Origin of the sequence: Rhizobium sp. IBUN (assembly GCF_000510625.1) — a bacterium.
Taxonomy (GTDB): Bacteria; Pseudomonadota; Alphaproteobacteria; order Rhizobiales; family Rhizobiaceae; genus Rhizobium; species Rhizobium altiplani.
The window spans coordinates 15,400-38,578 of the sequence record NZ_AZNV01000009.1 but is presented as its reverse complement, the minus strand read 5'-3'; the positions used below and the strand labels follow the sequence as shown (position 1 = coordinate 38,578).

General features: G+C 58.0%; 20 protein-coding genes and 1 pseudogene. 11 read left to right on the top strand and 10 right to left on the bottom strand.

Features of this window, described 5'->3' with window-relative positions:
- Positions 1-4 precede the first annotated feature (4 nt).
- The gene (locus tag RHIBUN_RS0110720; protein ID WP_025659564.1) at positions 5-754 is read left to right on the top strand and encodes an isoprenylcysteine carboxylmethyltransferase family protein; all 750 of its coding nucleotides are present in this window, start codon (positions 5-7) and stop codon (positions 752-754) included.
- Positions 755-1,061: 307 nt separating this feature from the next.
- Here RHIBUN_RS0110720 and RHIBUN_RS0110715 read toward each other — a convergent pair whose 3' ends face one another.
- The 8 genes and pseudogenes from RHIBUN_RS0110715 to RHIBUN_RS0110670 form a co-directional block, all read right to left on the bottom strand.
- Positions 1,062-1,859: a hypothetical protein gene (locus RHIBUN_RS0110715; protein WP_025659563.1), complete on the bottom strand. Its 798-nt coding sequence runs from the start codon at positions 1,857-1,859 to the stop codon at positions 1,062-1,064.
- A gap of 208 nt (positions 1,860-2,067) precedes the next feature.
- Positions 2,068-2,224: pseudogene (locus tag RHIBUN_RS36360) on the bottom strand (IS3 family transposase); the annotation flags it as partial.
- Between the two features lie 66 nt (positions 2,225-2,290).
- Positions 2,291-3,982, bottom strand: coding sequence for an ATP-binding protein (locus RHIBUN_RS34735; RefSeq protein WP_156932688.1), 1,692 nt, complete (start codon positions 3,980-3,982; stop codon positions 2,291-2,293).
- A gap of 370 nt (positions 3,983-4,352) precedes the next feature.
- Positions 4,353-4,949 carry a response regulator gene (locus tag RHIBUN_RS0110695; RefSeq protein ID WP_025659561.1) on the bottom strand — a complete coding sequence of 199 codons (597 nt, stop codon included), beginning with the start codon at positions 4,947-4,949 and terminating at the stop codon, positions 4,353-4,355.
- A gap of 242 nt (positions 4,950-5,191) precedes the next feature.
- Positions 5,192-5,851 (bottom strand): helix-turn-helix transcriptional regulator, encoded by a 660-nt coding sequence (locus RHIBUN_RS34730; RefSeq protein ID WP_025659560.1) that lies wholly within the window; start codon positions 5,849-5,851, stop codon positions 5,192-5,194.
- Positions 5,852-6,520: 669 nt separating this feature from the next.
- The gene (locus RHIBUN_RS0110680) at positions 6,521-8,293 is read right to left on the bottom strand and encodes an adenylate/guanylate cyclase domain-containing protein (protein ID WP_025659558.1); all 1,773 of its coding nucleotides are present in this window, start codon (positions 8,291-8,293) and stop codon (positions 6,521-6,523) included.
- 161 nt (positions 8,294-8,454) lie between these two features.
- On the bottom strand, positions 8,455-9,000 hold the full coding sequence (locus tag RHIBUN_RS0110675) for a transcriptional regulator (RefSeq protein WP_025659557.1): 546 nt from the start codon (positions 8,998-9,000) through the stop codon (positions 8,455-8,457).
- 458 nt (positions 9,001-9,458) lie between these two features.
- Positions 9,459-10,559, bottom strand: coding sequence for a GSU2403 family nucleotidyltransferase fold protein (locus tag RHIBUN_RS0110670; protein ID WP_025659556.1), 1,101 nt, complete (start codon positions 10,557-10,559; stop codon positions 9,459-9,461).
- A 782-nt stretch (positions 10,560-11,341) separates the two neighbouring features.
- On the opposite strand from RHIBUN_RS0110670, the gene RHIBUN_RS33275 reads away from it, so the two are divergent.
- Genes RHIBUN_RS33275 through RHIBUN_RS0110655 form a run of 3 tightly spaced genes read left to right on the top strand, consistent with a single transcriptional unit; the run spans position 11,342 to position 14,616 of the window.
- Positions 11,342-13,540: an arylsulfatase gene (locus RHIBUN_RS33275; RefSeq protein ID WP_245271655.1), complete on the top strand. Its 2,199-nt coding sequence runs from the start codon at positions 11,342-11,344 to the stop codon at positions 13,538-13,540.
- On the top strand, positions 13,537-14,220 hold the full coding sequence (locus RHIBUN_RS0110660; RefSeq protein WP_025659555.1) for a hypothetical protein: 684 nt from the start codon (positions 13,537-13,539) through the stop codon (positions 14,218-14,220). The genes RHIBUN_RS33275 and RHIBUN_RS0110660 overlap by 4 nt, the downstream gene beginning before the upstream one ends.
- A 48-nt stretch (positions 14,221-14,268) precedes the next feature.
- On the top strand, positions 14,269-14,616 hold the full coding sequence (locus RHIBUN_RS0110655; protein WP_025659554.1) for a hypothetical protein: 348 nt from the start codon (positions 14,269-14,271) through the stop codon (positions 14,614-14,616).
- Between the two features lie 480 nt (positions 14,617-15,096).
- Here the strand turns inward: RHIBUN_RS0110655 and RHIBUN_RS0110650 are convergent, their stop codons facing one another.
- The gene (locus tag RHIBUN_RS0110650; RefSeq protein WP_025659553.1) at positions 15,097-15,687 is read right to left on the bottom strand and encodes a pyridoxamine 5'-phosphate oxidase family protein; all 591 of its coding nucleotides are present in this window, start codon (positions 15,685-15,687) and stop codon (positions 15,097-15,099) included.
- Positions 15,688-15,931: 244 nt separating this feature from the next.
- Between RHIBUN_RS0110650 and RHIBUN_RS0110645 the strand changes: the two genes are divergently transcribed.
- On the top strand, positions 15,932-16,405 hold the full coding sequence (locus RHIBUN_RS0110645) for an NUDIX hydrolase (RefSeq protein WP_025659552.1): 474 nt from the start codon (positions 15,932-15,934) through the stop codon (positions 16,403-16,405).
- Between the two features lie 34 nt (positions 16,406-16,439).
- Here the strand turns inward: RHIBUN_RS0110645 and RHIBUN_RS0110640 are convergent, their stop codons facing one another.
- Positions 16,440-17,390 carry a LysR family transcriptional regulator gene (locus tag RHIBUN_RS0110640; protein ID WP_025659551.1) on the bottom strand — a complete coding sequence of 317 codons (951 nt, stop codon included), beginning with the start codon at positions 17,388-17,390 and terminating at the stop codon, positions 16,440-16,442.
- A 96-nt stretch (positions 17,391-17,486) separates the two neighbouring features.
- Between RHIBUN_RS0110640 and RHIBUN_RS0110635 the strand changes: the two genes are divergently transcribed.
- The 6 genes from RHIBUN_RS0110635 to RHIBUN_RS0110610 all read left to right on the top strand — a co-directional run bounded on the left by RHIBUN_RS0110635 (position 17,487) and on the right by RHIBUN_RS0110610 (position 23,174).
- Complete coding sequence (locus tag RHIBUN_RS0110635; RefSeq protein WP_025659550.1) at positions 17,487-18,362, top strand: dioxygenase; 876 nt, start codon at positions 17,487-17,489, stop codon at positions 18,360-18,362.
- Complete coding sequence (locus RHIBUN_RS0110630; protein ID WP_025659549.1) at positions 18,359-19,420, top strand: maleylacetate reductase; 1,062 nt, start codon at positions 18,359-18,361, stop codon at positions 19,418-19,420. The genes RHIBUN_RS0110635 and RHIBUN_RS0110630 overlap by 4 nt, the downstream gene beginning before the upstream one ends.
- Before the next feature lie 54 nt (positions 19,421-19,474).
- Positions 19,475-20,755: an ABC transporter substrate-binding protein gene (locus RHIBUN_RS0110625; RefSeq protein ID WP_025659548.1), complete on the top strand. Its 1,281-nt coding sequence runs from the start codon at positions 19,475-19,477 to the stop codon at positions 20,753-20,755.
- Between the two features lie 127 nt (positions 20,756-20,882).
- Complete coding sequence (locus RHIBUN_RS0110620) at positions 20,883-21,602, top strand: ABC transporter ATP-binding protein (RefSeq protein ID WP_025659547.1); 720 nt, start codon at positions 20,883-20,885, stop codon at positions 21,600-21,602.
- A complete protein-coding gene (locus RHIBUN_RS0110615; protein ID WP_025659546.1) occupies positions 21,602-22,324 on the top strand; it encodes an ABC transporter ATP-binding protein in 723 nt (240 codons plus the stop codon). Before RHIBUN_RS0110620 ends, RHIBUN_RS0110615 begins: the two co-directional genes overlap by 1 nt.
- Complete coding sequence (locus RHIBUN_RS0110610) at positions 22,311-23,174, top strand: branched-chain amino acid ABC transporter permease (protein ID WP_025659545.1); 864 nt, start codon at positions 22,311-22,313, stop codon at positions 23,172-23,174. Before RHIBUN_RS0110615 ends, RHIBUN_RS0110610 begins: the two co-directional genes overlap by 14 nt.
- Positions 23,175-23,179 lie beyond the last annotated feature (5 nt).

Sequence of the window (23,179 nt, the reverse complement as noted above, 5' to 3'; positions counted from 1 at the left end):
TGCTATGAAGAATCTCATGCTGTCGATCGGGAATTTCTTTTTCAAATATCGAAACCAGGCGTTTCCGCTCATCATCGTCGCATTGTTTGTTGCTGCACCGCCGGCCGCGACGGTTCTGGGCAGTGCGACGCTCGAACGGTGGAAAGACGCCGCCGCACTGCTCATTGTATCCGCGGGTTTGATACTGCGCGCAACCGTGATCGGTTATGCCTATATCAAGCGTGGCGGTCTGAATAAGCGGGTCTATGCCAAGGACCTGGTCACGGAAGGCATGTTCGGTGTTTGCCGCAACCCGCTGTACGTTGGGAACATGCTCATTTACGCCGGGCTCTTCCTGTTCCACGGCAATCCAGTGGTCGTTGCCGTCGGATGCTTGTTGTTCGGGTTTATCTACCAGTGCATCATTTACGCCGAAGAGGAGTTCTTGGCTGACAAGTTCGGGGAGGCCTACAGTGCGTACTGCCGGGACGTCCCCAGGTGGGGGCTGAAGCTGAGTGCATTCTCGGCATCCACGGAAGGAATGGCATTCAATATGAGGCGCGTTATTGCCAAGGACTACTCGACGATGTCGTCGACGCTGATCGCGCTGTTGGCCACCGAGTTTTACAGGGTGGCGGCAGATTCCATAACCGATCAGGAACTTTCTTACGCGATGGTGCTTGCAGCCCTTTTCGTCGGGGTAATTGCACTGACCGCTCTGGTGAGCTCGATGAAGAAAATGGGTGTCTTTGACGAACTGAAAGCCGCGCGCTGAAATTTGACCTGCGTGGTCTTCGGGCCGAGCTTCAGGGCTTTTTAAAGTGCTGGAGTTCGGCTTTTAGTTTGGGGGCGCGGGAGACTGTCCTCGGACTGGGCGATCTTGAAGACCATATCGACTGGACTGCTGCCGGTTTCACCGACGAGCCGACGCCGAGGATTGTCTGCCTGCCAGGCGTTCTGTCGTGAACGGCTTCTACATATGGTCACCCCCCTGGTGGCTTTATTCTGTCTGTGCCGCTTTTCTTCGATTTCGATCCTGCCGGTAACTGAGCGTTTCTGGGCAGCCGGAATGCGAAGGAACGTTAAAGTGCCCGGTGCGCTGCTACTAGGCCTGGTAGCTTGAACAAACCGCGCGCACGATCGACCAGCTTGCGCCCGACTGAGTGTCTCGGCATTTCAAAAATGATGTTGAAGAGGCGGCGGTAGCTGTCCTCGGGGGAGGTAAGTGCTGTAGCGCCGTGCCAGGCCGACGACGTGTTCTTGAAGAGAAAGCTGTGGTTGTCGGTGATGCAAGCCGCAGCGCTCGTCTCGAAATCCGCGAAATCGGGATTCATAGCTTTGGTCTTCTTACCGCCGAGTACCAGCGTGGCGCCACCCCACTCGGGGTTCCAATCATCGCTCGTATTGAAATAGAGAATATGCGTCCCGATCTTTGTTGGGGTGTCGAGATGCGGCGAGACCTCGGATCCACGCGATCCAACGTGCCAGGCATAGCGCGGGATGAATGTGGAAATTCCGAGCGCGCGGCGAATGAAACGCTGGTATTCGTCGCTCGTCTCTAGTTCGTCCATGAAACCCTGCCAGGCCGTGGGTAGTTGGTCGCGACCGACAACGCCGCCGGCCTCCGCTGGCCGATCTTTATGATAGATCGAGCTCTCGTAGGCCAGATAGTGTCGGTTGTGCGGGCGCTGATCGTGGGAGCGACGCCTATTGTTGTGGTATTCGAACAGCTCAAGCGATGGGAAGTTGGTATAAAGGGACTGAAATCCCTCCTGGGTCAAAAAGCCTCCAATGTTCTCCCAGGGAAAGGGTGACCTTTTCTTAAACGCATCAATGTCGAACCGCCGCAGCAGTTCGTAGTCAATAAAAGTCCCCTTCATAGAATGTCCCCCGCCTCTTTCCCCAAACCCGTACTTCAAAAATTGCGTAAATTGCTGACGCGAACCTGAAGGGAGCGTCGTAGGGTGTTGATTTGCTCGCGCTGAGTCAGAATTGCTGCTGTTGCGGGCGAGGTTTCGGCTGACTCACTGGTGGATCAGCATATGCTGCATCGATTCCAGCGCGCGAATCTCGTCCCTGACGGCCCTGTCGGTTATAGCGTTCGACATAGGCATTCTGCTGCGGCTTTTCCGGTTGGATGTGGCTCAATGCAATCTCCGTTTCTTCGCCCATTCCATGAGCCTGCCGCTGACGTATTCTAGGCCGTTGTTGACCCGTATTGCCATGGCTTGCCGCGCCATTCGATACTCGATTTCAGTAGGACGACCGTTTGCGCTTTGGTCGCCTTCTAGCGACGGCAACATCAACGCCTTTAGAACTGCTTTGTCTCGCGGTGACATCGAGCCTCGTCGGCCGTAACCGGCTGCCGACGGTTTGACGACGCTGTCCCGCCCGTCGCCTTTGGCAACACTATCTCGAAGATCGCTCCCCGACCTTGATGGTTCTGGCCAGAAAGCCCCCCTCCAGCACGCTCTACGATACGGCGAGAAAGAGAAAGGCCCAAACCCATACCCGAAACTTTAGTCGTCGAAAACGGGACAAAGAGTCTCTGCAGCATATTCTCCTCGATACCTGGTCCCCGATCCCGTACTCGGATAGAAATACGATCGTCAGTACGCCGAGCGCTGATCGCGACAATCCGGTCTTCGGCGTCAAGATGCTCCCCCACCTCCAACGCATTGCGGACGAGATTGTAAACGACCTGTTCGAATTCAACTCTGCCGATTTTGCAAAGCAGCGGTTCCTCGTCGAAATCGAGTGCGAGTTCGAAACCACACTCTGCGAACAGAGCTTCCATGAGGGTGACAACCTCACGTATCGCTGCAATTATGTCGGTGCAGGCTGTGTCTGTTGGCTTCGGGCTTACGAAGCTTCGAACATTCCTGATGATTTCGCTCGCTCTCTGTGCATCTTTCACGTTCGAGGAGAGAATACTCGTCACGTTCGCCTGGGGTGTCGACATGGCATCCATCAACTTCACGCCAGTTTGGCTGTTGATGAGAATGGCTGTCAGTGGCTGAATCAGCTCGTGAGCAATTGCCGCCGCCATCTCCCCAATCGCGTAGACACGCGACGCATGTTCGTGCCGCTTTTCCAGTTCAAGGCGGTTAATATTCGCTTTCGCGAGGCGCTCGGCCTCTCGCAGGCGCTGCGTGACCTGCCCTTGGTGGAGAGCATAGGAAGACAGGCCCGCTATAAGTATGGAGAATGTTGAGAAGACGTACAGCATGCTGTTGTCGAAAATCGCGTCCAGGGCGATTGATTTTTCAACATTGATGCTTGTTTTCAGGAAATTGTCGTTTGGGTTTTGATATATATCGCCGATAAAAACCTCAATTCGGCGTTCTATGGTTGAAAGTATAAACGAAGTATTAATTTTCTTGGATGCATTGGAGAATAAGGTTAATTCGTCCGATGTCCATGTAACTTTTGGGCAATTATCTACTAAAGATGGCTTGAGCATTTCTCGAGAATCGATCGTGATTATGATGGAGAAATGATTTTTGTAGTTACGGACGTGCTCAATAATGTAGTATTTGTTGTGTAAGTTACTGTCTACAACAACATGCACTTGACCATGGTGGCCTGCTAAAGCCTCAAGCAGCTTTTCAGACTTCAGTATCGGGCTCTCCCCTTCGGTGGGCACTTGCACGATAGGTTTCAGTCGCACCTTCTCGTCCGGCTCCATTTCATACCACGCTATGCCAGATATTTGCGGGTACCGGGCGTGGAGGCTCTCCGCGAAATTCGTGAAAGACGCGATAGAACGGCTACGTGGAGCGTCCGCTACCATCGTAAGTGATTGCATGAAGCCGAAGTTCTGGCTGTTCCGACTAACTGCCAGACGCTCAAGGCTTTGGGCGTAGGAGGAAATGTTCTGCTCAACCGTATCTATAGTGGTATAGATCAATACTGCTGTAAATAGAAACTGCAGAGCAACCCAAATCAGGATGGCGGGCAACGCCAAATTAACTGCGGTTCTCAATCGCTGGGAAGCAAACAAGCTAGCAATCTCTGAAGTTAGAATAAAGTTACACGTCGTCGTGAGCGAAGGTGGCGCTGACGACGAATGCCCGCATCGGTATATTTACTTAGATGCAACCTCTAACAATTGCTGACTTAACAATTTATCCTCGATGAGGCAGGTGACGGTGGAATGAAATGGCTCAGCGAAATCGTCGATCGTGAAGGGTCGCGGAAGGAGACTGTCCTTCATTGGTTTAAGAAGGTCGAGCAGGATATAGCCCGGCTTCAAAGGTCAATCCGTCGCATACTCTGTAGTATCGCATCCCTCACCGATTCATCGTCGTCATTGAGATGCAGCGGATTTCGGCGGTGTCTCGGAGTCTTTCTTCCTCACCCAAGTCAGCTGCCTATACGGATGCTAACATCTGAATATGGACGAACTCAGCAACGGACCGTGTGCCCAGTTTGGTGGAAATGTTGGCGCGATGTGCATCAACGGTTCGGGTGGAAATAGCAAGCACCTTCGCAATCTCTTTGGTGCCGAATCCGCGACACAACAAGTCGAATACCTCCCGCTCTCGCAGCGTGAGCTGATGCACTAGAAGGCTTGCTTCATCGCGTTCCAGGAGTGTTTCCAGTTGTGCGAACGCTGGCTTGAGCGCTTCCCGTAGCTCATCGCCACCGATGGGCTTGCAGAGGAAATCGACCGCGCCGGCGCGAAATGCCGCTCGGCAACTTTCGAGATCTCTGGTTCCGGTGACGACAATGATGGGCCAGTAAATACACGCCTTAGTCAACTCCGTTTGAAGTTCTAACCCACCCTTCGTCGGCATATGTAGATCAAGCAAGATACAGCCCGGCTTCAAATTCGGAAGACTGGACAGAAAAGCGTTGCAGTCGGGAAAACCCATGGCGATCAACCCGTCGACATGCAAATTCAGCAGAATCGCATCCCTGATCGATTCATCATCATCGATGAGATAGACCGGATTTCGCTGAACCATTTACGAATACCATCACAACTGCATTAAAAATGAAATCTCAGGAAGATACCGCGTTTCCATCTGCAATTGGTAGAGGCGCCGGGTAGGTAAACATACCGATGCGCACGTTGCTGAGCTGCTAAAGCCGTCTATTTGAGGGGACCGATCTCGGCGCGTCCAGCGTGCGGCGCTTACCCCGGCGCCTGCCTTTGGTCTTCGCGCATTGCTGAATGTGGGCGGTAGCGTTGCAATGGACAGCAGCGTCACAAGACTTTCTGTTTGTAAGCTTGCACAACCGCCTGAACCCTGTTGTATGCATTCAACTTGCGCATAGCCGATTTTAGGTACGTGTTAATTGTTGATCCGGACAGGGACAGGATGATCGCAGTTTCTTCACTGGTCTTACCCGCCGCCGCCCAGCGCAGGCACTCGATCTCGCGCTGAGATAGCGGCGATCTTTGTTTTGAGGCAAGAGATTGCCTGAAGTAACTGTTAATGGCAGCAAGGCATTTCATCAGAACAGAATTACTATTATGGTATTGATGCGGGGTTGACGTAAATATTAATAGATATTTACTGTTTTCCGGGTCGTATATGCAGAAGGTGGAAAGTCTATTTCCCAAATTAGACATGATGAATACCGAACCGTGGCAAGTTTCTATTCTGGTTTCTAGCTCTATCTCCATCGGCAACGTCGAAAGCTTGACAAGATCTAGGAGTTTCGTTTGAAAAACGCTTTCCTTGCATATTTGAAGAATGGCGTCCTTTGACCAATCTGTGCCAATAAGCATGTCAGAAAAATTGGCAGTGCCAGCGTCGGGAAATTTGAGGACGGCATACGATTTGAAATGCTCCTCGTCGCATATCTTTTTTAGATCGGCGCAGAGCGTAGCAGTGCAAGGGTGCTTAACGAACAGCGTCATACGGAAATGTACCTAGTTACTTGGCCGGAATCCGCACCACACCCGCCATTCGGCTGTAGTCTGCAAAGGCGGCCCGTGTCTGAAGTAGCCCATCAAAAACCGCTTGGAAATGTTCTCTAAATTCGCATCTGAAATCTCCTTGCCGGTGGATGTGGCACGATATTCTTACATCCCGCTTTTCCTCTTGTATCTTCGTAGCTTTACCTACGTGGATCGGCGCGGCTTGGCGCGAACCTCTGCTGCTGTCTCAGCGCTCATCGGCGCGTTTGAAGCTGCTGGCCGTCTTCTCTCATTGGCAGCCCCGGTGCAGTGGACTCGCCAGGTCGGTTCCAGTCGATAACGCTATGCACCGAAGTCTGTTCTACCAGGCGCTTAACCACCATGGGTGAGGCGTTGCCGTCAGATGCTCATCGGAGTGGCATTGAATTTCTCCTTGGTGAGCGGATCGGCGGTCTGAGCCCATGGCAGCCGGAATGCTCTGCAGGGTTTGTTGGAATAAGGGTCTTGATCTCCGAACAGCTCGCCGTGCTTGAGAAGGAGCTTCGATACCCGCCGCGCAAGATGCCCTCGCTTCTCGACTGATGACAATTCCGGGTGTCGGCGCAGTTTGCGCCACAGCGCTGGAAGCATTAGCGCCGCCGCGGATCAGGCTGTAGACGGCCGCGTCAATTACTCGGTGAGACCGGCTTTGCGCAGGCCATCCACAACGCGCTCGAAATCGGCAGGGTTCTTGTAGGGCAGCACCTTGCGCCGGTGCTCCAGTGAATAATCAGGGTTGATGCGGAACACTCCGTCCCACTCCTCGCGCGCCTCCGCGAAGCGGCCCAAGTGACCATAGCTCGCCGCTAGCAACACGCGTGAGATGTCGGTGCCGGGATTGCGCACAAGCCGACGCTTCAGGAAGGCAACGGCTTCCTCGTACCTGCCCAACTGAAACATCGCCTGCGCGTGGAAGTGCAGGAAGATGTCGGGATAATATGGATTCAGCGCAACTGCCCGCTCGAAACAGACGAGGGCCTCGTCGGACCGGCCCGCATAATGCAGAGCGTTACCGAGGCTCTCGTGGCCCTCGGCAAGATTGGGAGCAAGCGCGATCACGCGTTCAGCCTCGCGGATGGCCACGTCAAGTCGTCGCAGGTACAAGTTGGTGACGCCCAGCGCCCAATGCGCGTAGGGATATCGATCGTCGAGCGCGACCGCCTGCGTCGCGGACTCGATCGCCTGTTCCAGTGACTTCGAGGGCGATTGGCTCCACTGGTTGACGTAGGCCAGTGCCTGCGCCACGGCGAGGAACGCGTGGGCCGGTGCAAAATTGGGGTCCAGATCGATGGCGCGCTGCAACAATTGCTGGCCCTCGATGTTCTGCTCTCTCGTGAGCCGCCACATGTGTTCGCGACCCCGCAGGAAGCAGTCATAGGCTTCCAGATTTTGTGTCTGCTCGGCCGCGAGGCGCTGCTGGTCTCCGGCCGTCAGCTTGAGTTCCAAAGCACCGACGATCTGCTGCGTGACGTCATCCTGCACCGCGAAGATATCGCTCAGGTCACGATCGAAACGCTCAGCCCACTGATGCCCGCCAGTGGTCGCATCGATGAGCTGCGCGGTGATCCTTACCTGTTTGCCTGATTTGCGAACGCTTCCCTCCAGCACGTAACGCACGTTGAGATTGCGCCCAACCTCCTGCACGTTCACGCTCCGGCCCTTGAATGTAAACGATGAGTTGCGAGCAATGACAAACAGCTGCGACAGCTTCGATAGCGCAGTAATGATATCTTCGGAGATGCCGTCGGCGAAGTACTCCTGCTCGGCATCGCCGCTCATGTTGACGAAGGGCAGCACCGCAATCGAAAGCTCCGGCGGCGATTCGGCCCGAGCATGAGCCACGGCGCCTGCTGTTACTGCTGGCTTTGCCTCCGCATAGGCCCCGACCTGAAGCGAATAGACCCGGATCGGCTCGGCGATGTTCTTGAGTTGCATCACACCAAGATCACTGACGGAGAGATCGAGCCTCGCCTTAACCTGGCGATAGGCATCCTCGGACAGGCAAATGGCGCATGGGGCCGCGATACCTTCCAGACGGGAGGCAATGTTGACGCCATCACCCATGAGGTCGCCATCGCCTTCCTCCACTACGTCCCCCAGATGAATGCCGATCCGGAACTCGATGCGTCGATCCTGCTGGACGCCGGCATTGCGTTCGGCCATGCCATTCTGTACCTCGATGGCGCAGCGCACGGCATCGACAACGCTGCGGAATTCGACCAGCGCTCCATCTCCGGTGCGCTTGATAACACGGCCGTTGTGCACGGCGATGGTTGGATCGATCAGGTCGCTGCGCAATGCCCGCAGCCTTGCCAGGGTGCGATCTTCGTCTTCGCTGGCGAGCCGGCTATATCCGACTACATCAGCGGCCAGAATTGCAGCAAGTTTGCGATTCTCGCTCATAGGGTCGTCCCTGATCCCACAATAGCAGGAAGACAGAGGCAGGAGAACTTCCGCTCGGTATGATCTCGGTTGAGATCAAGATTTTCTGGTGCATCTGTGCCTCCAGCGTGTGCGCCGACGATGTCTGCTTTCTGGGGCAAAGTTTGCCCCGAACAGACGGGTCAATCGTGGCAGGAGGCTGCAATTTTCCTGGCGGCACCCTGGACAAGCCCGAGCCGTTTCAGCTCGAGGCGTGCGTCGGGAAGAGCGCGATGAGCCGGATTAACAGGTTCCGACTGGGCGATGACATCGGCGACGAAAGTCGGAATATCGACGTTTGCGCTATCGGCGCCAAGGATGGCAGACGCCGCTTCGATGAAGAGATCGTCTGATTTGCGAAGCCGCAATGCATGGCGCGGCTTTCCTCCGCCCCGAAGCAGTGCGCTGAGCCACTTCCCGTCCCAGGAGGGCGAACTTGCATAAAGCTCGTGTCCCGAAAGCTCTGCCATCAATTCCCCCACGACGAGTTCGATGTCGCTTCCTTCTTCCTGCAGGCGGTCGCGCGAAATACCATGGATCTTCTCCGCATCTGCGGACCAGTCCGTCCATCCGGACTTCGGTTTGATCAGGAATGACCGCGAGCGCCCATCCTCGAAGACCCAGGCGATCTCGACGGGGTAGCTGTGCTTGCTGAGGGAGGAGGCTTCGAAGTCGAGAAATACGATCATCGCCAGTAGGTAGGGCGTGATGGAAATGGTCGCAATCCCGAATCCGCGATCGGAGCCCTTTCTCTTCGATCGGTCTGATGGCTCGCCCTGCTCGAAGGCGTGCACGTCACTCACGACCATAGTTGGGGCACGTTAGCTCACCAGCAGTGTTTTTCGGTTTGCTGGCAGGGATGGGCAGCATTCTTGCGTGTCGCGTCCAGTTCCGGACTGCCTATAGCCGAGTCGAAGCGGTTGCCCCCTGGCTGCCTAGCTGCTTGAGTTTGATGAGCTCGCATCGCACGATTTGAGCACAAGGCATCGATGGGTGCTAAGACCATCTCGGCGGTGCCGAAATCAAAACATCGTTTCTTCGCAACTCGCGATGCAGTTGAGTGTATTACTGATTGGTAATAATGGTATAAAGTGCATTAACTTCAAGTTGAATTTTCCGTTGCAAATAATGCGCGATGAGCAACCCGTCAGACATTATGCTCATTGGATAGACGGGCCTTTTCCACTTCCTCTAGCGGCAGAATGCCAAACGTGCGATGGACGGCCGGTTCATATTGGTTGTGAACTGCATCAACGCCCGCCGTGATCGCACTCCTCCATGACGGCCCTCGACCCCACGCCTCACGCAAAGCGGCAGCCAGTTCCCGACCATAGGCAGTTTCTTGCAGTGCCTCGAAAAGCATTCCGGCCTGGCGCAAGTCTTTCTCCTTCTTTGCGCGCCCACCGGCATCATCGAGGCGACGACCAGCGACAATCAGCTTATGGACCGCGAACCGCGACGGATCGGGCACAACGACTGAGACACCGGCCCCATGCAGCAGGATCGTTCGGACCGGATCACGGATCAGGAAATCCATGTATCGGAGCGGTTCCGCCGCAGCTCCGCCGAGCGCAGGCATGTTCGCCGGTTGATCAGCGTATTCCTCCGATCCCCGGTTTGTCGTCAGGAACTCGACGCGGTAGCCGCTATCATTCCGGAAAGCATTAGAGCGGGGCGATCCGGATATGTGCGGGAGCGCCCGGAATGACGGATCGATCCCTTGCAGCAGTTCCACAACTGGCGGCATGGAATCTGCCACTTCTCCCGAGATCGCGTAATCTTGGGCAATGTCGGCATCACCCGTCAGGATCGCGGCCATTGGTAGGCGCACGCCAAGGTATGCCGCATAGCATTGAAAGGCGACCGTTCCCACCAAGACGCCACGAAGCCGGAAAAGACCGGCTGCAGCCAGCGCCTCGACGACCGCGCCCGTGAAACGATCCGGCGCGATCATACCGGCTTCTCGCGTCAGGGCTGAGACCATTTTTCGCCGGTTCTGGTAATCGTCCTTTTCAGCCCTGAACGTTGCGACCCGAGCGGAGATTTCGGTATCGTCAGCAGGTCCGACATAACGCCGCTTTTGACCGCCCGCGCCGTCTGGTTCATCGAAATACCAGTATTTGCGATTATCGACTGTTACCGGGACGAAGCGACCCGTCGGAGGAAAGTCGGCCGACCATTGAGCATCGAACGTCCGCTGTTGGAGTTCCGCTACCATCGTGCGAAACATGAGGTCAATTTGCTTCATGAGATCGGTTCCTATACCATTTCCACAAATCTAGTATAGCCAACTCGTTTGGGCAAGCTGCATCGCCCAACTGGCGGTCTATACTGTTTCCGCAGAATCTAGTATAGCCGCCGTTTGGCCGCGCTGATGGCCTCGATCGGGTACTCAAGGATCGTGGCCGAACTCGCGGGTGCCGTCAAAGGCGATGTAGTCCTCGTGGCCTTCTCCCGGCCATGTCTCACGCCATTTGTATCGCGGCGCTGGGCCATTCTCCCCTTGGCCAAAGTGTCAACATTTGTCGTTCTTGTTCGTCGGCGGACTAGCGCTTCTTACGGCGGCGTCCCCAAACAATTCGCCGTCAATTCAAGAAAAATTCGTTGACCGTTCCAGCGAAATCAAGGGTTCCCTATTCTGTCAGCTTATTGGCCCAAGATAACCGGTATCAAGTCCTCGGAGATATGGATCCCAATGGGTTCGCGGCCTTGGCGCACGAATTAATTGATGCAAATTAGCCACCTCTAAATTATAATCGTGCCTTGCTATGTTTGCGGGCAGGGGGGCGTCATGAAAATTGGCCGGAGCATGCTTGCGGGTGTGGCTTCCTAGCCCTTGGTTGTGTCCCAGGATGGGCTTGGGCTCAACAAGTAACGGGTACGCCAGGTTCTCCCGGAGCCACCACTACCATTACCGGAAAACAACTTCCCACGCCCGATCCGAAATTTGGCGGCGCAATAAGGCAGAAGGCATCGGAATCGACACCATGGTGGGCCCCGCGCATCGTGCCACCAAAAGGGGCGCCCAACGTGCTGCTCATCATGACGGACGATCAGGGGTTCGGTGCACCGAGCACCTTTGGTGGGGTGATCCCTACGCCCGCGATGGATCGCATCGCGAAGGAAGGGCTGCGCTTCACGAATTTCCACTCCACGTCGCTCTGTTCGCCGACGAGGGCTGCCCTGATTACCGGACGCAACCATCATTCGGTCGGCTTCGGGGTCGTGGGTGAAATCGCGACGGGGTATCCCGGCTACGATTCCATTATCCCGATCGAGAAGGGCACCATCGGTACCATCCTAAAGGAAAACGGTTATGCCACTTCGTGGTTCGGCAAGAACCACAATACGCCGTCCTATCAGTCGAGCCAGGCGGGACCCTTCAACCAGTGGCCGAATGGCATGGGCTTCGACTACTTCTACGGCTTCGTCGGTGGCGATGCTAGCCAGTGGCAACCGAACCTGTATCGCAACACCACAGCCATCTACCCTTTCGAAGGCAATCCGGGCTGGAACCTCGAGACGGCGATGGCCGATGAAGCGATCGGATACATCAAGCAATTGAAGGAGATTGCCCCCGGTAAGCCATGGCTCGTCTACTACGTCCCGGGCGCAACCCACGCGCCTCATCATCCGACGCCAGAATGGATCAAGAAGATCAGTGACATGCATTTGTTCGACGACGGCTGGAACAAGGTGCGGGAGACGATCTTCGCCAACCAGAAGCGGCTCGGCATCATGCCTCAGGATGCCAGGCTGACCCCTTGGCCGGACGGCCTGCCGCAATGGGATTCGCTGAGTTTCGATGAGAAGAAGCTGTTCATCCGTCAAGCGGATATCTACGGCGCCTATCTTGCCTATGCCGACCACGAGATTGGGCGCGTCGTCCAGGCGGTCGATGACCTCGGCGAACTCGACAACACGTTGATCATCTATATCGGCGGCGACAATGGGGCGAGCGCGGAGGGCATGGTCAACGGCACTCCGAACGAGTTCACGACCTTCAACGGTGTCTCGGTGCCGGTCAAGGACCAGTTTCTCTGGTATCCCTTCTGGGGCTCGGAGCGAACCTTCCCGCACTATGCGGCCGGGTGGGCCTGGGCGATGGATACACCGTTCAAGTGGGTCAAGCAGGTGCCCTCGCATTTTGGGGGAACCTCGCAGGGCGTCGTCATGTCGTGGCCCGGCCATATCACCGACGCCGGCGGCGTGCGCCGTCAGTTCCACCACGTGATCGACATCGTGCCGACCATACTCGAGGCATCAGGCATTCCGGCGCCGGACATGATCAATGGCATTCCACAGAGCCCGATCGAGGGTGTCAGCATGGTCTACACCTGGGACAAGGCCAACGCGAATACTCCGACAAGGCACGAAACCCAATATTTCGAGATGCTCGGCAACCGCGCCATTTATCACGACGGCTGGGTGGCGGCGACGACGCCAGCCACGCTGCCATGGGAACTCAGCACCAAGACGCCGCCTGATGTGATTACCGGCTACAACTGGGAACTCTACAATGTCGTTGATGATCCGACAGAAGCCAACGATCTGGCGTCAGCCTCGCCCGACAAGCTGAAACAGATGCAGGACCTCTTCTACTCCGAGGCAAAGAAGTACAACGTGCTGCCGCTCGACAACTCGACGCTTACCCGCTGGAACACGCCACGCCCGAACCTCACGGCCGGTCGAACGGAATTCAGCTATTCCGGAGAACTGAGCGGCGTGCCAGCGAGTGCGGCCCCCGACATCATGAACAAATCCTACACAATCACCGCCGATGTCGATATTCCCGAGGGCGGTGCGGAGGGCATGATCGTCACGGAAGGCGGGCGCTTCGGCGGCTACGGCCTGTTCCTGAGCAAGGGCGATTTCGGCGTTGGCCGGGGCAGGGTGGTCTTCCTCTACAACTTGCTCGACCTCAAGCGGACCTTATGGGAAGGCCCCGAACTGGAAGTAGGCAAACACCGGGTCACCTTTGACTACAAGGCGGACGGCACCAATCTCGGTACAGGCGGCATGGGCGTCCTCTCCGTCGACGGAAAGGAGGTGGCCCGCAACTCCCTGGAACATGGCATTCCGGTGACGTTTCCCGAGGACGAGACCTTCGACGTCGGCCTTGATACGCGCACAGGCGTGGCGCTCTTGGAATATCGCTACAACACACCATTCAAGTTCACCGGCAAGATCGACAAGCTGACCTTTGAGCTCGGGAGAAGTAACCAATGAGCCTTAAGCACACGATCATCACCCTTGGCATCACCCTCGGCGTAGCCGCGAACCTCGGCATTCTGACGTCGTCGACGTCGATCGCCGAGGATGCCATCACCGCGCCAGCGACGAAGTCCATTGGCACCTCGAGCACGCAAAAGACGGAACTGGTTCCGTCGCTTATCGTAATGAACTCCGATGGTGCGACCTTAAAGGGCGACACGCTGACGTTGACGAGCATTTCCAACAACTCGATCCTGTTCGCCGACCGGCCGGTGCGCTCCGCCAGACATGCGCTGACAACGCACTTGCTGGAAGAGTGGGCTCAGGGCGGAAGCTTCGAGAAGGATCCGCCAAACGCCACCGTCTCGGTGCTGAACAAGGACGCGTCGAGCGTTGAGGACGCCGTCGTCGTCTTGAAGGAGCCGAAGCTCGAGGGCGCCGACCTGACGTTCAAGGTGGATATACTGGAGGGCAGTCTCGCCAAGGCAGATGGCCCGGCATCGATTTTCATCGACATTATTGGCATGCCGAGGACCCCGCGATCCTTTGCGGGTGTGGCACGACGAACCGCTTATCGGGGAGCATGGTACGGAGCGGCTGCCGCTGGTGCGGCCGCGGCCGCCTACGACCGTCCCTATTACCGGCCCTACTACCCGCCGCAAGCCTGCGGATACTATCCGCTGCCACCGTGCTAGTGTTGCCACGTCCTCGTGACCCGGCCGTCCGAGAGGAGGATCGGCGTGATGAACAGGGCGCTGGCTGTCGCGGCCATCGGTGAAATTGTGACTGGCCTGGCGCTGGTCGCCATTCCCGCGCTCGTCGGTGAACTTCTGCTTGGGGAGGCCCTGGTCGGCGTGGCGGCGGCCGCCGCGCGTGTCGCCGGCATCGCGCTGATCGGATTGGGCATCGCCTGTTGGCGGAGCAAACCCCTTGAGGGCATGCTCTCTTACAGTATCCTTGTGACCTTCTATCTCGCCTATCTCGGTCTAGCTCACGGAATGACCGGTATTCTGCTTTGGCCAGCTGTGGTCCTGCATGCTGTCCTTTCGCTTTTGCTGGCACGTATCTGGTGGGGCGATGCGATTAAGTGAGTTTCGCCGCGACAGTCTGGCCAAGCGGTATTTGAATGCGACCATCTCGACCCACGGTCGTGGCGGGTCCGGCTGAGCCGTGCCTGCGGCTGGTTTGGTACGTCACGTCGAGCATTTCGCCTGAAAGAGTGGAAGAACTTCGTCAGATTGGATTTCTGCGAGAAGGCGATCATGGCGCCTCCTGCGGGAATACGGTGTGAATCAAGTCAACGCAGCATCACCGGTCCGGGCGGTTCCCGCATGGAGCACCGGAAGTGCCGATTGAGGGAAGCAGGTCGGCTCCCTGCATTTCAGAAACAATCTCGAGACCGCCAACAGGTTTCTCGTCACCCCACTCCGCTCTGGTCACCTGACGCAAGACCGGGATGATCCTTGTGGGGGAAAGGTCGTCACCTAGTCATGACCGCTTATGACTTTGATCAGTCGGCATGTTTACAGTCGCATATGTCCATTTCTTCAAGCAAATTCTCGCCTGGCTCCTCAAGGATTGATCGAGCGAAAGGACACGAGTACGCCCATGTCATTGTAGATAAACTCCGCCCTTCGGTTATTGTCCCGCTCCAACATGAACCAATCCAATGTTTCGACCTGGAAGGTCAGTATTCCGAAAACCGCTTTCCCGGTGGTGTCGCCTGATGCAGCCATGGGCACTTGTATGTCATTGCCCAATGCGTCTCCGGGCGGTCCACCTGTATAGGTTCTACGGGTCCACTCCGATAGCTTTGTCCAAGCCTCCTCTGCCTGCTCACTGGAAGGTCCATGAAGCGTCACCGTCCCCTTTAGACGAAGCTGTAACCTGGTTCGGCTGCAGAATCCAAGAACCGTGACACAGGCATTTGATTTTATCTCGCTCCACTTTCGGCTTCGAATATCGGTATGGAACTCCAAGAGGCAGCCACGTCTGTCTGCCTTTCGCAGCACGACCATGCGTGCTTGCGGCCGCAACGATGCGTCGACCGAACACAGGCTCACCTGCCTGAAACTTGACTCTGGACTGAGGGCACCGTTCTCAAGTTCGCTCCACGCCGATGCTTCCACCTCGAGCAGGCTTGCTTCTTCTTCGATATCCAAATTATTGTCTCCTGCCAGAACCTTGGGGGCTCATGCTCGCTCTATCCTTTAATAGCGCGCCTGTGATCCCAGGAGAAAACAGTTCTTCGCGTGATTGTCAGTAGCAAAACTATGTCTTCGAAGACGCGCCTCAATGGCTTTTGAGATCGTGGCTGGCAGACAGTTCATCATGGAACTGTCATAAATGGCACGAGCTGATTCGACATGACCGAGATCACCGGCGCTCTTTTTGTCAGGACGGAACATGTTGACGACAACTCCACTCCGACCGGCGCTTGGCAGCTCCCTTGAAGATACGGTCGAACAGGCAGGCGCACTGTGCTTTCGCCAGGTTGAATTTGGTGGCGAGCCTGAGGTCTTGCTTATTTCCAGCCGTCGTACCGGAGACTGGGGTATTCCCAAAGGGCACATGGAATCTGGGGAGACTGCATCCGAGGGTGCCGTGCGCGAAGCTTTTGAGGAGGCAGGCGTTCGTGGCATCGTGACGAGGGATCCGGTTGGATTCTTCAGTTACCAAAAATCCGGAACCTCTTCGATCTTTCGTGTTCGCTTGTATCGCATTCGCGTTACCACGACCTTCGACGATTTTCCCGAGAAGGGTCAACGCATCCTACGTTGGCTACCCGCATCGATTGCGGCGAATGAGGTTGCCCATCCGGACTTGCGCGGTCTGATTTCGATCGCCTTTTCTGTCACTGACTGTCACACCAAAGTTTAGGAGCCTTGTTTCGGCGGGGTAATGCAAAAGCTGTTCAAAGCCCCCAGATGACAGCCTCTTCATGGCGTTTGATGAGGTGGCGGAGATCCTGAAAGCCGGTTCGGATGAAGGAGGCGAATTGTTCGACGGCGGGCGTCCTTGGGGCGTCCGTCCTCTTCAGGATCGCCAGCGCCCGCTCCGGGTGGGGAATGTTCACCGGCAGGGCAGTGATCGTCTTTTCCTTGCGTTGCGCGAAAACGACGCTGTGCGGCATCACTGTCAACGCGTCTGCCGATTTCAGATAGTTGATCACTGCCATAAGCGACCCGCCTGAATAGCGGATCTTGATCTCTGTCGCGCCGAAGGAGAGCAGTAGCGCGCGAAGGTCCGTCATCAGCGGGCTTCCGGGCGGCGGGGCGACCCAGGGATAATCAAGCAGATGGCTCGGCTGCGGCCGGCGTTTCAAGAGCAGCGGATGCGTCATGCGGCAGGCAATGACGTTGCGGCCGGGCAGGATTTGCTGGAATTCCAGCCCGGAGCCCTCGTCGAGAATGTCGATCGGGCAGATGGCAAGGTCGATCTGGTCGGCTTTCAACGCGGCGCGCAGATCTGGGAAATAGCCGTAGCTTTGATCTATGCGCACATCGGGATGGTGTGCCTGGAATTCTGCGCAGAGCCCGGCGATCAGGGCATCCATGAAGAACGGCGTACCGCCGACGCGCACGACGCCGCTCTTGCCAACTCGGAAGCTTTCAAGGAGATCGGAAGCCTTGCGGGAGGCGGCCAGCATGACGAAGCCATGCTCTGCCAGTGCCAGGCCGAAGGGCGTCGGCTGCAGCGGTCGGCGGCCTTTGATGAACAGCGGTTCGCCGACGCGTTTTTCCAGCATGGAAAGTGTGCGCGATACGGCTGGCTGGGCGAGCCCGAGCAGGGCCGCGCCCTCCGTCACGCCGCCAGTCTTGACGACGGCAGCAAGCTGGATCAGGTGACGTTCATCGATCTTCATAACGATCTGTTATATTGAGCTGAAGCAAAATCATCAATCCATCCGCTTCCGGTTGTTATGATGGATTTATCAGACGGCGGAATGGGGAGGTGGAGCATGTCGTTGGGTGCCAAAGCGCTCACATTCAGCGAAGCGACATCGTCGGAAGCCTTCGCCGAGCGTTTTTCTACGGGTCCAGACAGCAATCTGCCGCGGCTGATCGCTGCCGCCGTAACCCATGTGCACGATCTCATCAAACAGTTCCGACCGACCCAGGACGAGTGGCGCAAGGTCATCGCCTTCCTGACGGAGGTCGGGCACGCGTCGGATGAGCGCCGCCAGGAATGGGTGCTGCTCTCCGACCTCATCGGTGCCTCCGCGCTGGTGGAAGAGATCAACATCCGCCGGCCGAAAGGCGCAACGCCGAACACCATTCGCGGCCCCTTCTTTCGCAACGACACACCGGAGCGCGCCTGCGGATCCTCCATCTCGCTCGATGGCATCGGGGAGCCGCTCGCCGTCTCGGTACGGGTGAATGATCTCGATGGGCTGCCGATCGGCGGCGCCGAGGTCGTGACCTGGCAGGCCAATTCCGAGGGATTTTACGAGAACCAGCAGCCCGACCTGCAGCCCGAACACAATCTGCGCGGCCTGTTCCACACGGATGCGCAGGGCCACTTTGACTACCGTTCTGTCGTGCCCTCGGGTTACGGTGTACCGGATGATGGACCGGTCGGGAGACTTTTCGCCGATACCGGCTATCCGCTGCGCCGCCCGGCGCACCTGCATTTTGTCATCCGCGCCAAGGGATTCGAGACGATCACCACCCATATTTATGATGCCAGCGACCCGCATCTTTCCGAGGATGCGCTGTTCGGCGTGCGGCCGGAACTTGTTTCCCGTTTCGAGCCCGCCGACGTCGATGGCAGGCACGGCAAGGCCGCAGACCTCACCTTTGTCATGGTTCGCGCCAAGCCGGGGAGGGCGTCATGACCCAACCCTTTTCCTATTCCGGCAGCGCGGCCCGCATCATCTTTGGTGAAGGCGCGAGAAGCCAGGTGGGCCAGTGGATCGAGAAAACCGGCTGCAGGCGGGCACTCATTCTCTCGACCCCGCAACAGAGGGCGGATGCCGAGGCCCTGGCCCGGGAGATCGGCAACCTTGCCTGCGGCGTGTTTTCGGGTGCCACCATGCACACTCCGGTCGATGTGACGGAAGCCGCTGTGAAGGTTGCGGCTGAGACGCTGGCGGATTGTGTCGTCTCTCTCGGTGGCGGATCGACCACCGGGCTCGGCAAGGCGATCGCCTATCGAACCGACCTTCCGCAGATCGTCGTACCGACCACCTACGCCGGTTCGGAGGTCACGCCGATCCTCGGCCAGACGGAAGCCGGCCGCAAGACGACAATACGCGATGCGAAAATCCTCCCGGAGGTCGTCATTTACGATCCGGCACTGACCCTCGGCCTGCCGGTCGCCATGAGCATCACCAGCGGGCTCAATGCCATGGCCCATGCAATGGAAGGACTTTATGCGCAGGACCGCAATCCGATCTCGACGCTGATGGCGCTGGAGGGCCTGCGTGCCCTTGCGCGCAGCTTGCCGGAGATCGTCAACGCACCTCGCGATGTAAAAGCCCGCAGTGACGCGCTCTATGGCGCCTGGCTCTGCGGCACGGTGCTTGGCACGGTCGGCATGGCGCTGCACCACAAGATCTGCCACACGCTCGGCGGCTCGTTCGATACGCCGCATGCAGAAACCCACGCGGTCATGCTGCCACATACAGTCGCCTTCAACGCCACTGCAGCCGCTGCGGAACTTGCCCCGGCTGCGGAGATTTTCGGCGGATCGATCGGTGGCGGGCTCTGGGATTTCGCAAAAGCGATCGGAGCGCCGCTGTCCTTGAAGGAATTCGGATTGAGCGAGGCCGATCTTGATCGCGCCGCGTCAATTTCGGTCGAAAATCCCTACTGGAATCCGCGGCCGATCGACAAGACGTCGATCCGGGCCTTGTTGCAGGACGCCTTCGAGGGGAGGCGGCCGACAGACTGACATTTGCATGCCGCTTTGCGCGCTCTTTGGGAGGAGAGGACAATGGGAGGAAGCATGTTTACCAGACGCGATTTTCTGAAGACGACGGCCGCCGGCGGGGCCGTTCTCGCCACATCGGGCCTTGCCGCCCCGGCGATCGCCCAGAACGTTGCGATCAAGCTCGGCTATGTCAGCCCGCAGACCGGCCCGCTCGCCGCCTTCGGCGAAGCCGACAAGTTCGTCATCGATGCCTTCCTGGCAACGACCAAGGGTATGGGCCTCAATTACGAGGTGGTGGTAAAGGACAGCCAGTCCAACCCCAACCGTGCGGCGGAGGTGGCAAAGGAACTGATCGTCGACAACGAAATCAACCTCATGCTGGTCTCCTCGACCCCGGAAACGACAAACCCGGTCTCGACCACTTGCGAGGCCGAGGAGATGCCCTGCATCTCGACCGTCGCGCCCTGGCAGCCCTGGTTCATCGGCCAGCAGGGCAATCCCGGCGACCCGGCCTCATGGAAGCCGTTCAACTATGCCTACCACTTCTTCTGGGGGCTCGAGGATATCATCGCCGTCTTCACCGGCATGTGGGGCCAGATAGAGACCAACAAGAAGGTCGGCGGCCTCTTCCCGAACGATGGCGACGGCAATGCCTGGGGCGACAAGGTGGTAGGCTTCCCGCCCGTCTTGGAAAAGCTCGGCTACGGGCTGACCGATACCGGCCGCTACCAGAACCTGACGGACGATTTTTCCGCACAGATCAATGCCTTCAAGAAGGCCGGAACCGATATCCTGACCGGCGTGATGATCCCGCCTGACCTCACCACTTTCTGGAATCAGGCCAAGCAGCAGGGCCTGAAGCCGAAGATCGCTTCGATCGGCAAGGCGCTTCTCTTCCCGCAAACCGTGGAGGCGCTGGGCGATGCCGGTCACAACCTGTCGACCGAAGTCTGGTGGACGCCGAGCCATCCGTTCAAGTCGTCGCTGACGGGCGAAACGGCTGCGACCGTTGCAGAGGCCTTCACCAAGGCGACGGGGCGTCCCTGGACGCAGCCGATCGGCTTTGCCCACGCCCTGTTCGAGCTGGCGGTCGATGTGATGAAGCGCGCCGAGGACGTGGGCGATGGCGATGCGGTGGCCAAGGCCATCGGCAAGACCAAGCTCGATACGCTCGTTGGTCCAGTTGCCTGGGGCAGCGACAAGCTGCCGCCTTTTGCCCAGAAGAATATTGCCAAGACGCCGCTGGTCGGCGGCCAGTGGCGACTGAAATCGGGCGGCGGGTATGATCTCGTGGTTGTCGAAAACAGCCTGGCGCCGAATGTGCCGCTGGGAGGCAAGCTGGAGGCATTGGCCTAGGCCCTTCTCGGGGAGGAGGGAACCGGAATTGTGGATTTGCTCTTGCCTCTCCCCGCGCGGGGAGAGGTGGCCCGTCAGGCCGGATAAGGGGTTTTCCCGGAAAGCCACATAAAGAACCGAGAACGTGATGCCCATACTCGAACTCAACGCTGTATCAAAATCCTTCGGCGCGCTCGTCGTTGCCGAAAACATCGGCTTTTGCGTGGAGCCGGGCGAGGCGCTCGGCGTCATTGGGCCGAATGGCGCCGGCAAATCGACCCTCTTCAATCTGATCAGCGGCAATCTTTCCGTCGCGACCGGCACCATCCACTTCGATGGCCGTGACATCACCCGTCAGCCCCCGATGCAGCGCTGCCTGGCCGGCATGGGCCGCACTTTCCAGATCCCGCAGCCTTTCGATCAGCTGACTGTCTATGAAAACCTTCTTGTCGCTGGCGCTTTTGGTTCGCAGGCGAGGGAAAGCGAGGTCGCCGGTCTTTGCGCTGATATTCTCGTGGAAACCGGTCTGATTGCCAAGGCCAACATGCCCGCGGGCGCGCTTACCCTCCTTGAACGCAAGCGGCTGGAGCTTGCCCGCGCGCTCGCCACAAAGCCGAAGCTTTTGCTGCTCGATGAAATCGCCGGCGGGCTGACCGAAGGCGAATGCCGCCAGTTGGTTGCCACCATCAAGCGCGTGCATCAGCGCGGCATCGCCGTCATCTGGATCGAGCATGTGCTGCACGCCTTGACCGCAGTCACCGAGCGCATCCTCGTGTTGAATTTTGGCCGGGTGATCGGGGTCGGCGATCCGGAGACGATCATGGCCTCCAGCGAAGTACGCGAAATCTATCTGGGAATGGAGGTCTGATGCCAAGCCTCATCGAAACCCGGGCCCTCACTGCCTTCTATGGCGATTTCCAGGCAATCTTCGGCGTCGATATCAGGCTCGACGCCGGTGAGACCGTCGCCGTGATCGGCGCAAACGGCGCCGGTAAATCGACCCTGATGCGCTCGATCGCGGGCATCATCACCAATCGTGCCGAGATGATCCTGCATCGCGGCGAACCGATCGGCGCGCTTGCCGCCCCCGATGTCGTGCGCCGCGGCATCGCGCTGGTGCCGGAAGGGCGAAAGCTGTTTTCCTCTCTCACCGTCGAGGAAAACCTGCTGGTCGGAGCTTACGGCCGCTCGGTGGCCGGTCCCTGGACCCTCGACAGCATCTACCGGCTTTTTCCAATCCTGAACGAGCGCCGCCGCAATCCGGCGACCGCGTTGTCTGGCGGCCAGCAGCAGATGGTGGCAATCGGCCGGGCGCTGATGTCGAACCCGGACGTCCTGCTTTGCGACGAGCTGAGCCTCGGTCTTGCGCCCGTCGTCATCAAGGATATCTACGCCGCCTTCTCCAAGATTAGTGCCGCCGGCGCTGCCATCATCATCGTCGAGCAGGACATCGCCCAGGCGTTGAAGGTTGCCGACCGCGTCTATTGCATGATGGAGGGCCGCGTTACGCTGTCCGGTCAACCGGCGGAGTTTAATCGCGCCGATATCCATGCGGCCTATTTCGGAGCAGAGCCCAATGAGCTTCATTGATACGCTTCTGCAGGGTGTGCTGCTCGGCGGCCTTTATGCTCTTTTTGCCGCGGGCCTGAGCCTTGTCTTCGGCATCATGCGCCTTGTCAATCTGGCCCACGGCGACCTTATCGTGCTCGCGGCCTTCCTCATCCTTGTGATCGTCTCCACGCTCGGGCTCGATCCCTTCGTCGCCGCCGTTATTGCAGCCCCGCTGATGTTCGCCCTCGGCTGGGTGCTGCAATATCACCTGCTGAACCGCACTCTGGGCAAGGATATCCTGCCGCCGCTGCTCGTCACCTTCGGCCTGTCGATCGTCATCCAGAACGGCCTCCTGGAAGGGTTCACCGCCGATAGCCGCCGCATCTCGGCCGGTGCGCTTGAAACGGCGTCTGTCAGTCTCGGCAACATCAGTGCCGGTGTGATGCCGCTGATCACCTTCGCGTCCGCGATATTGGTTATCGTCGCGCTCAACCAGCTGATCTATCGCACAGCGCTTGGCCGCGCCTTCCGCGCCAGCTCCGATGACGTAGTGACCGCAAGTCTCATGGGTATCCGGCCGAACTCGATCTTCGCCGTCGCCACCGGGCTTGCGATGGTGATCGTTACGATCGCGGCGCTCTATCTCGGCACGCGCGCGAATTTTGACCCGACGGCGGGGCCGGCGCGGCTGATCTACGCCTTCGAGGCTGTCATCATCGGCGGGCTTGGGTCACTCTGGGGCACGCTTGCCGGTGGCATCATCCTCGGTGTCGCTCAGACCGTCGGCGCGGCTATCAATCCGGAATGGCAGATCCTTGTCGGGCATATCGCCTTCCTTCTCGTGCTTCTCTTCCGGCCGCGCGGCCTGTTTCCCCGAGCGGCGGACTGAGACGC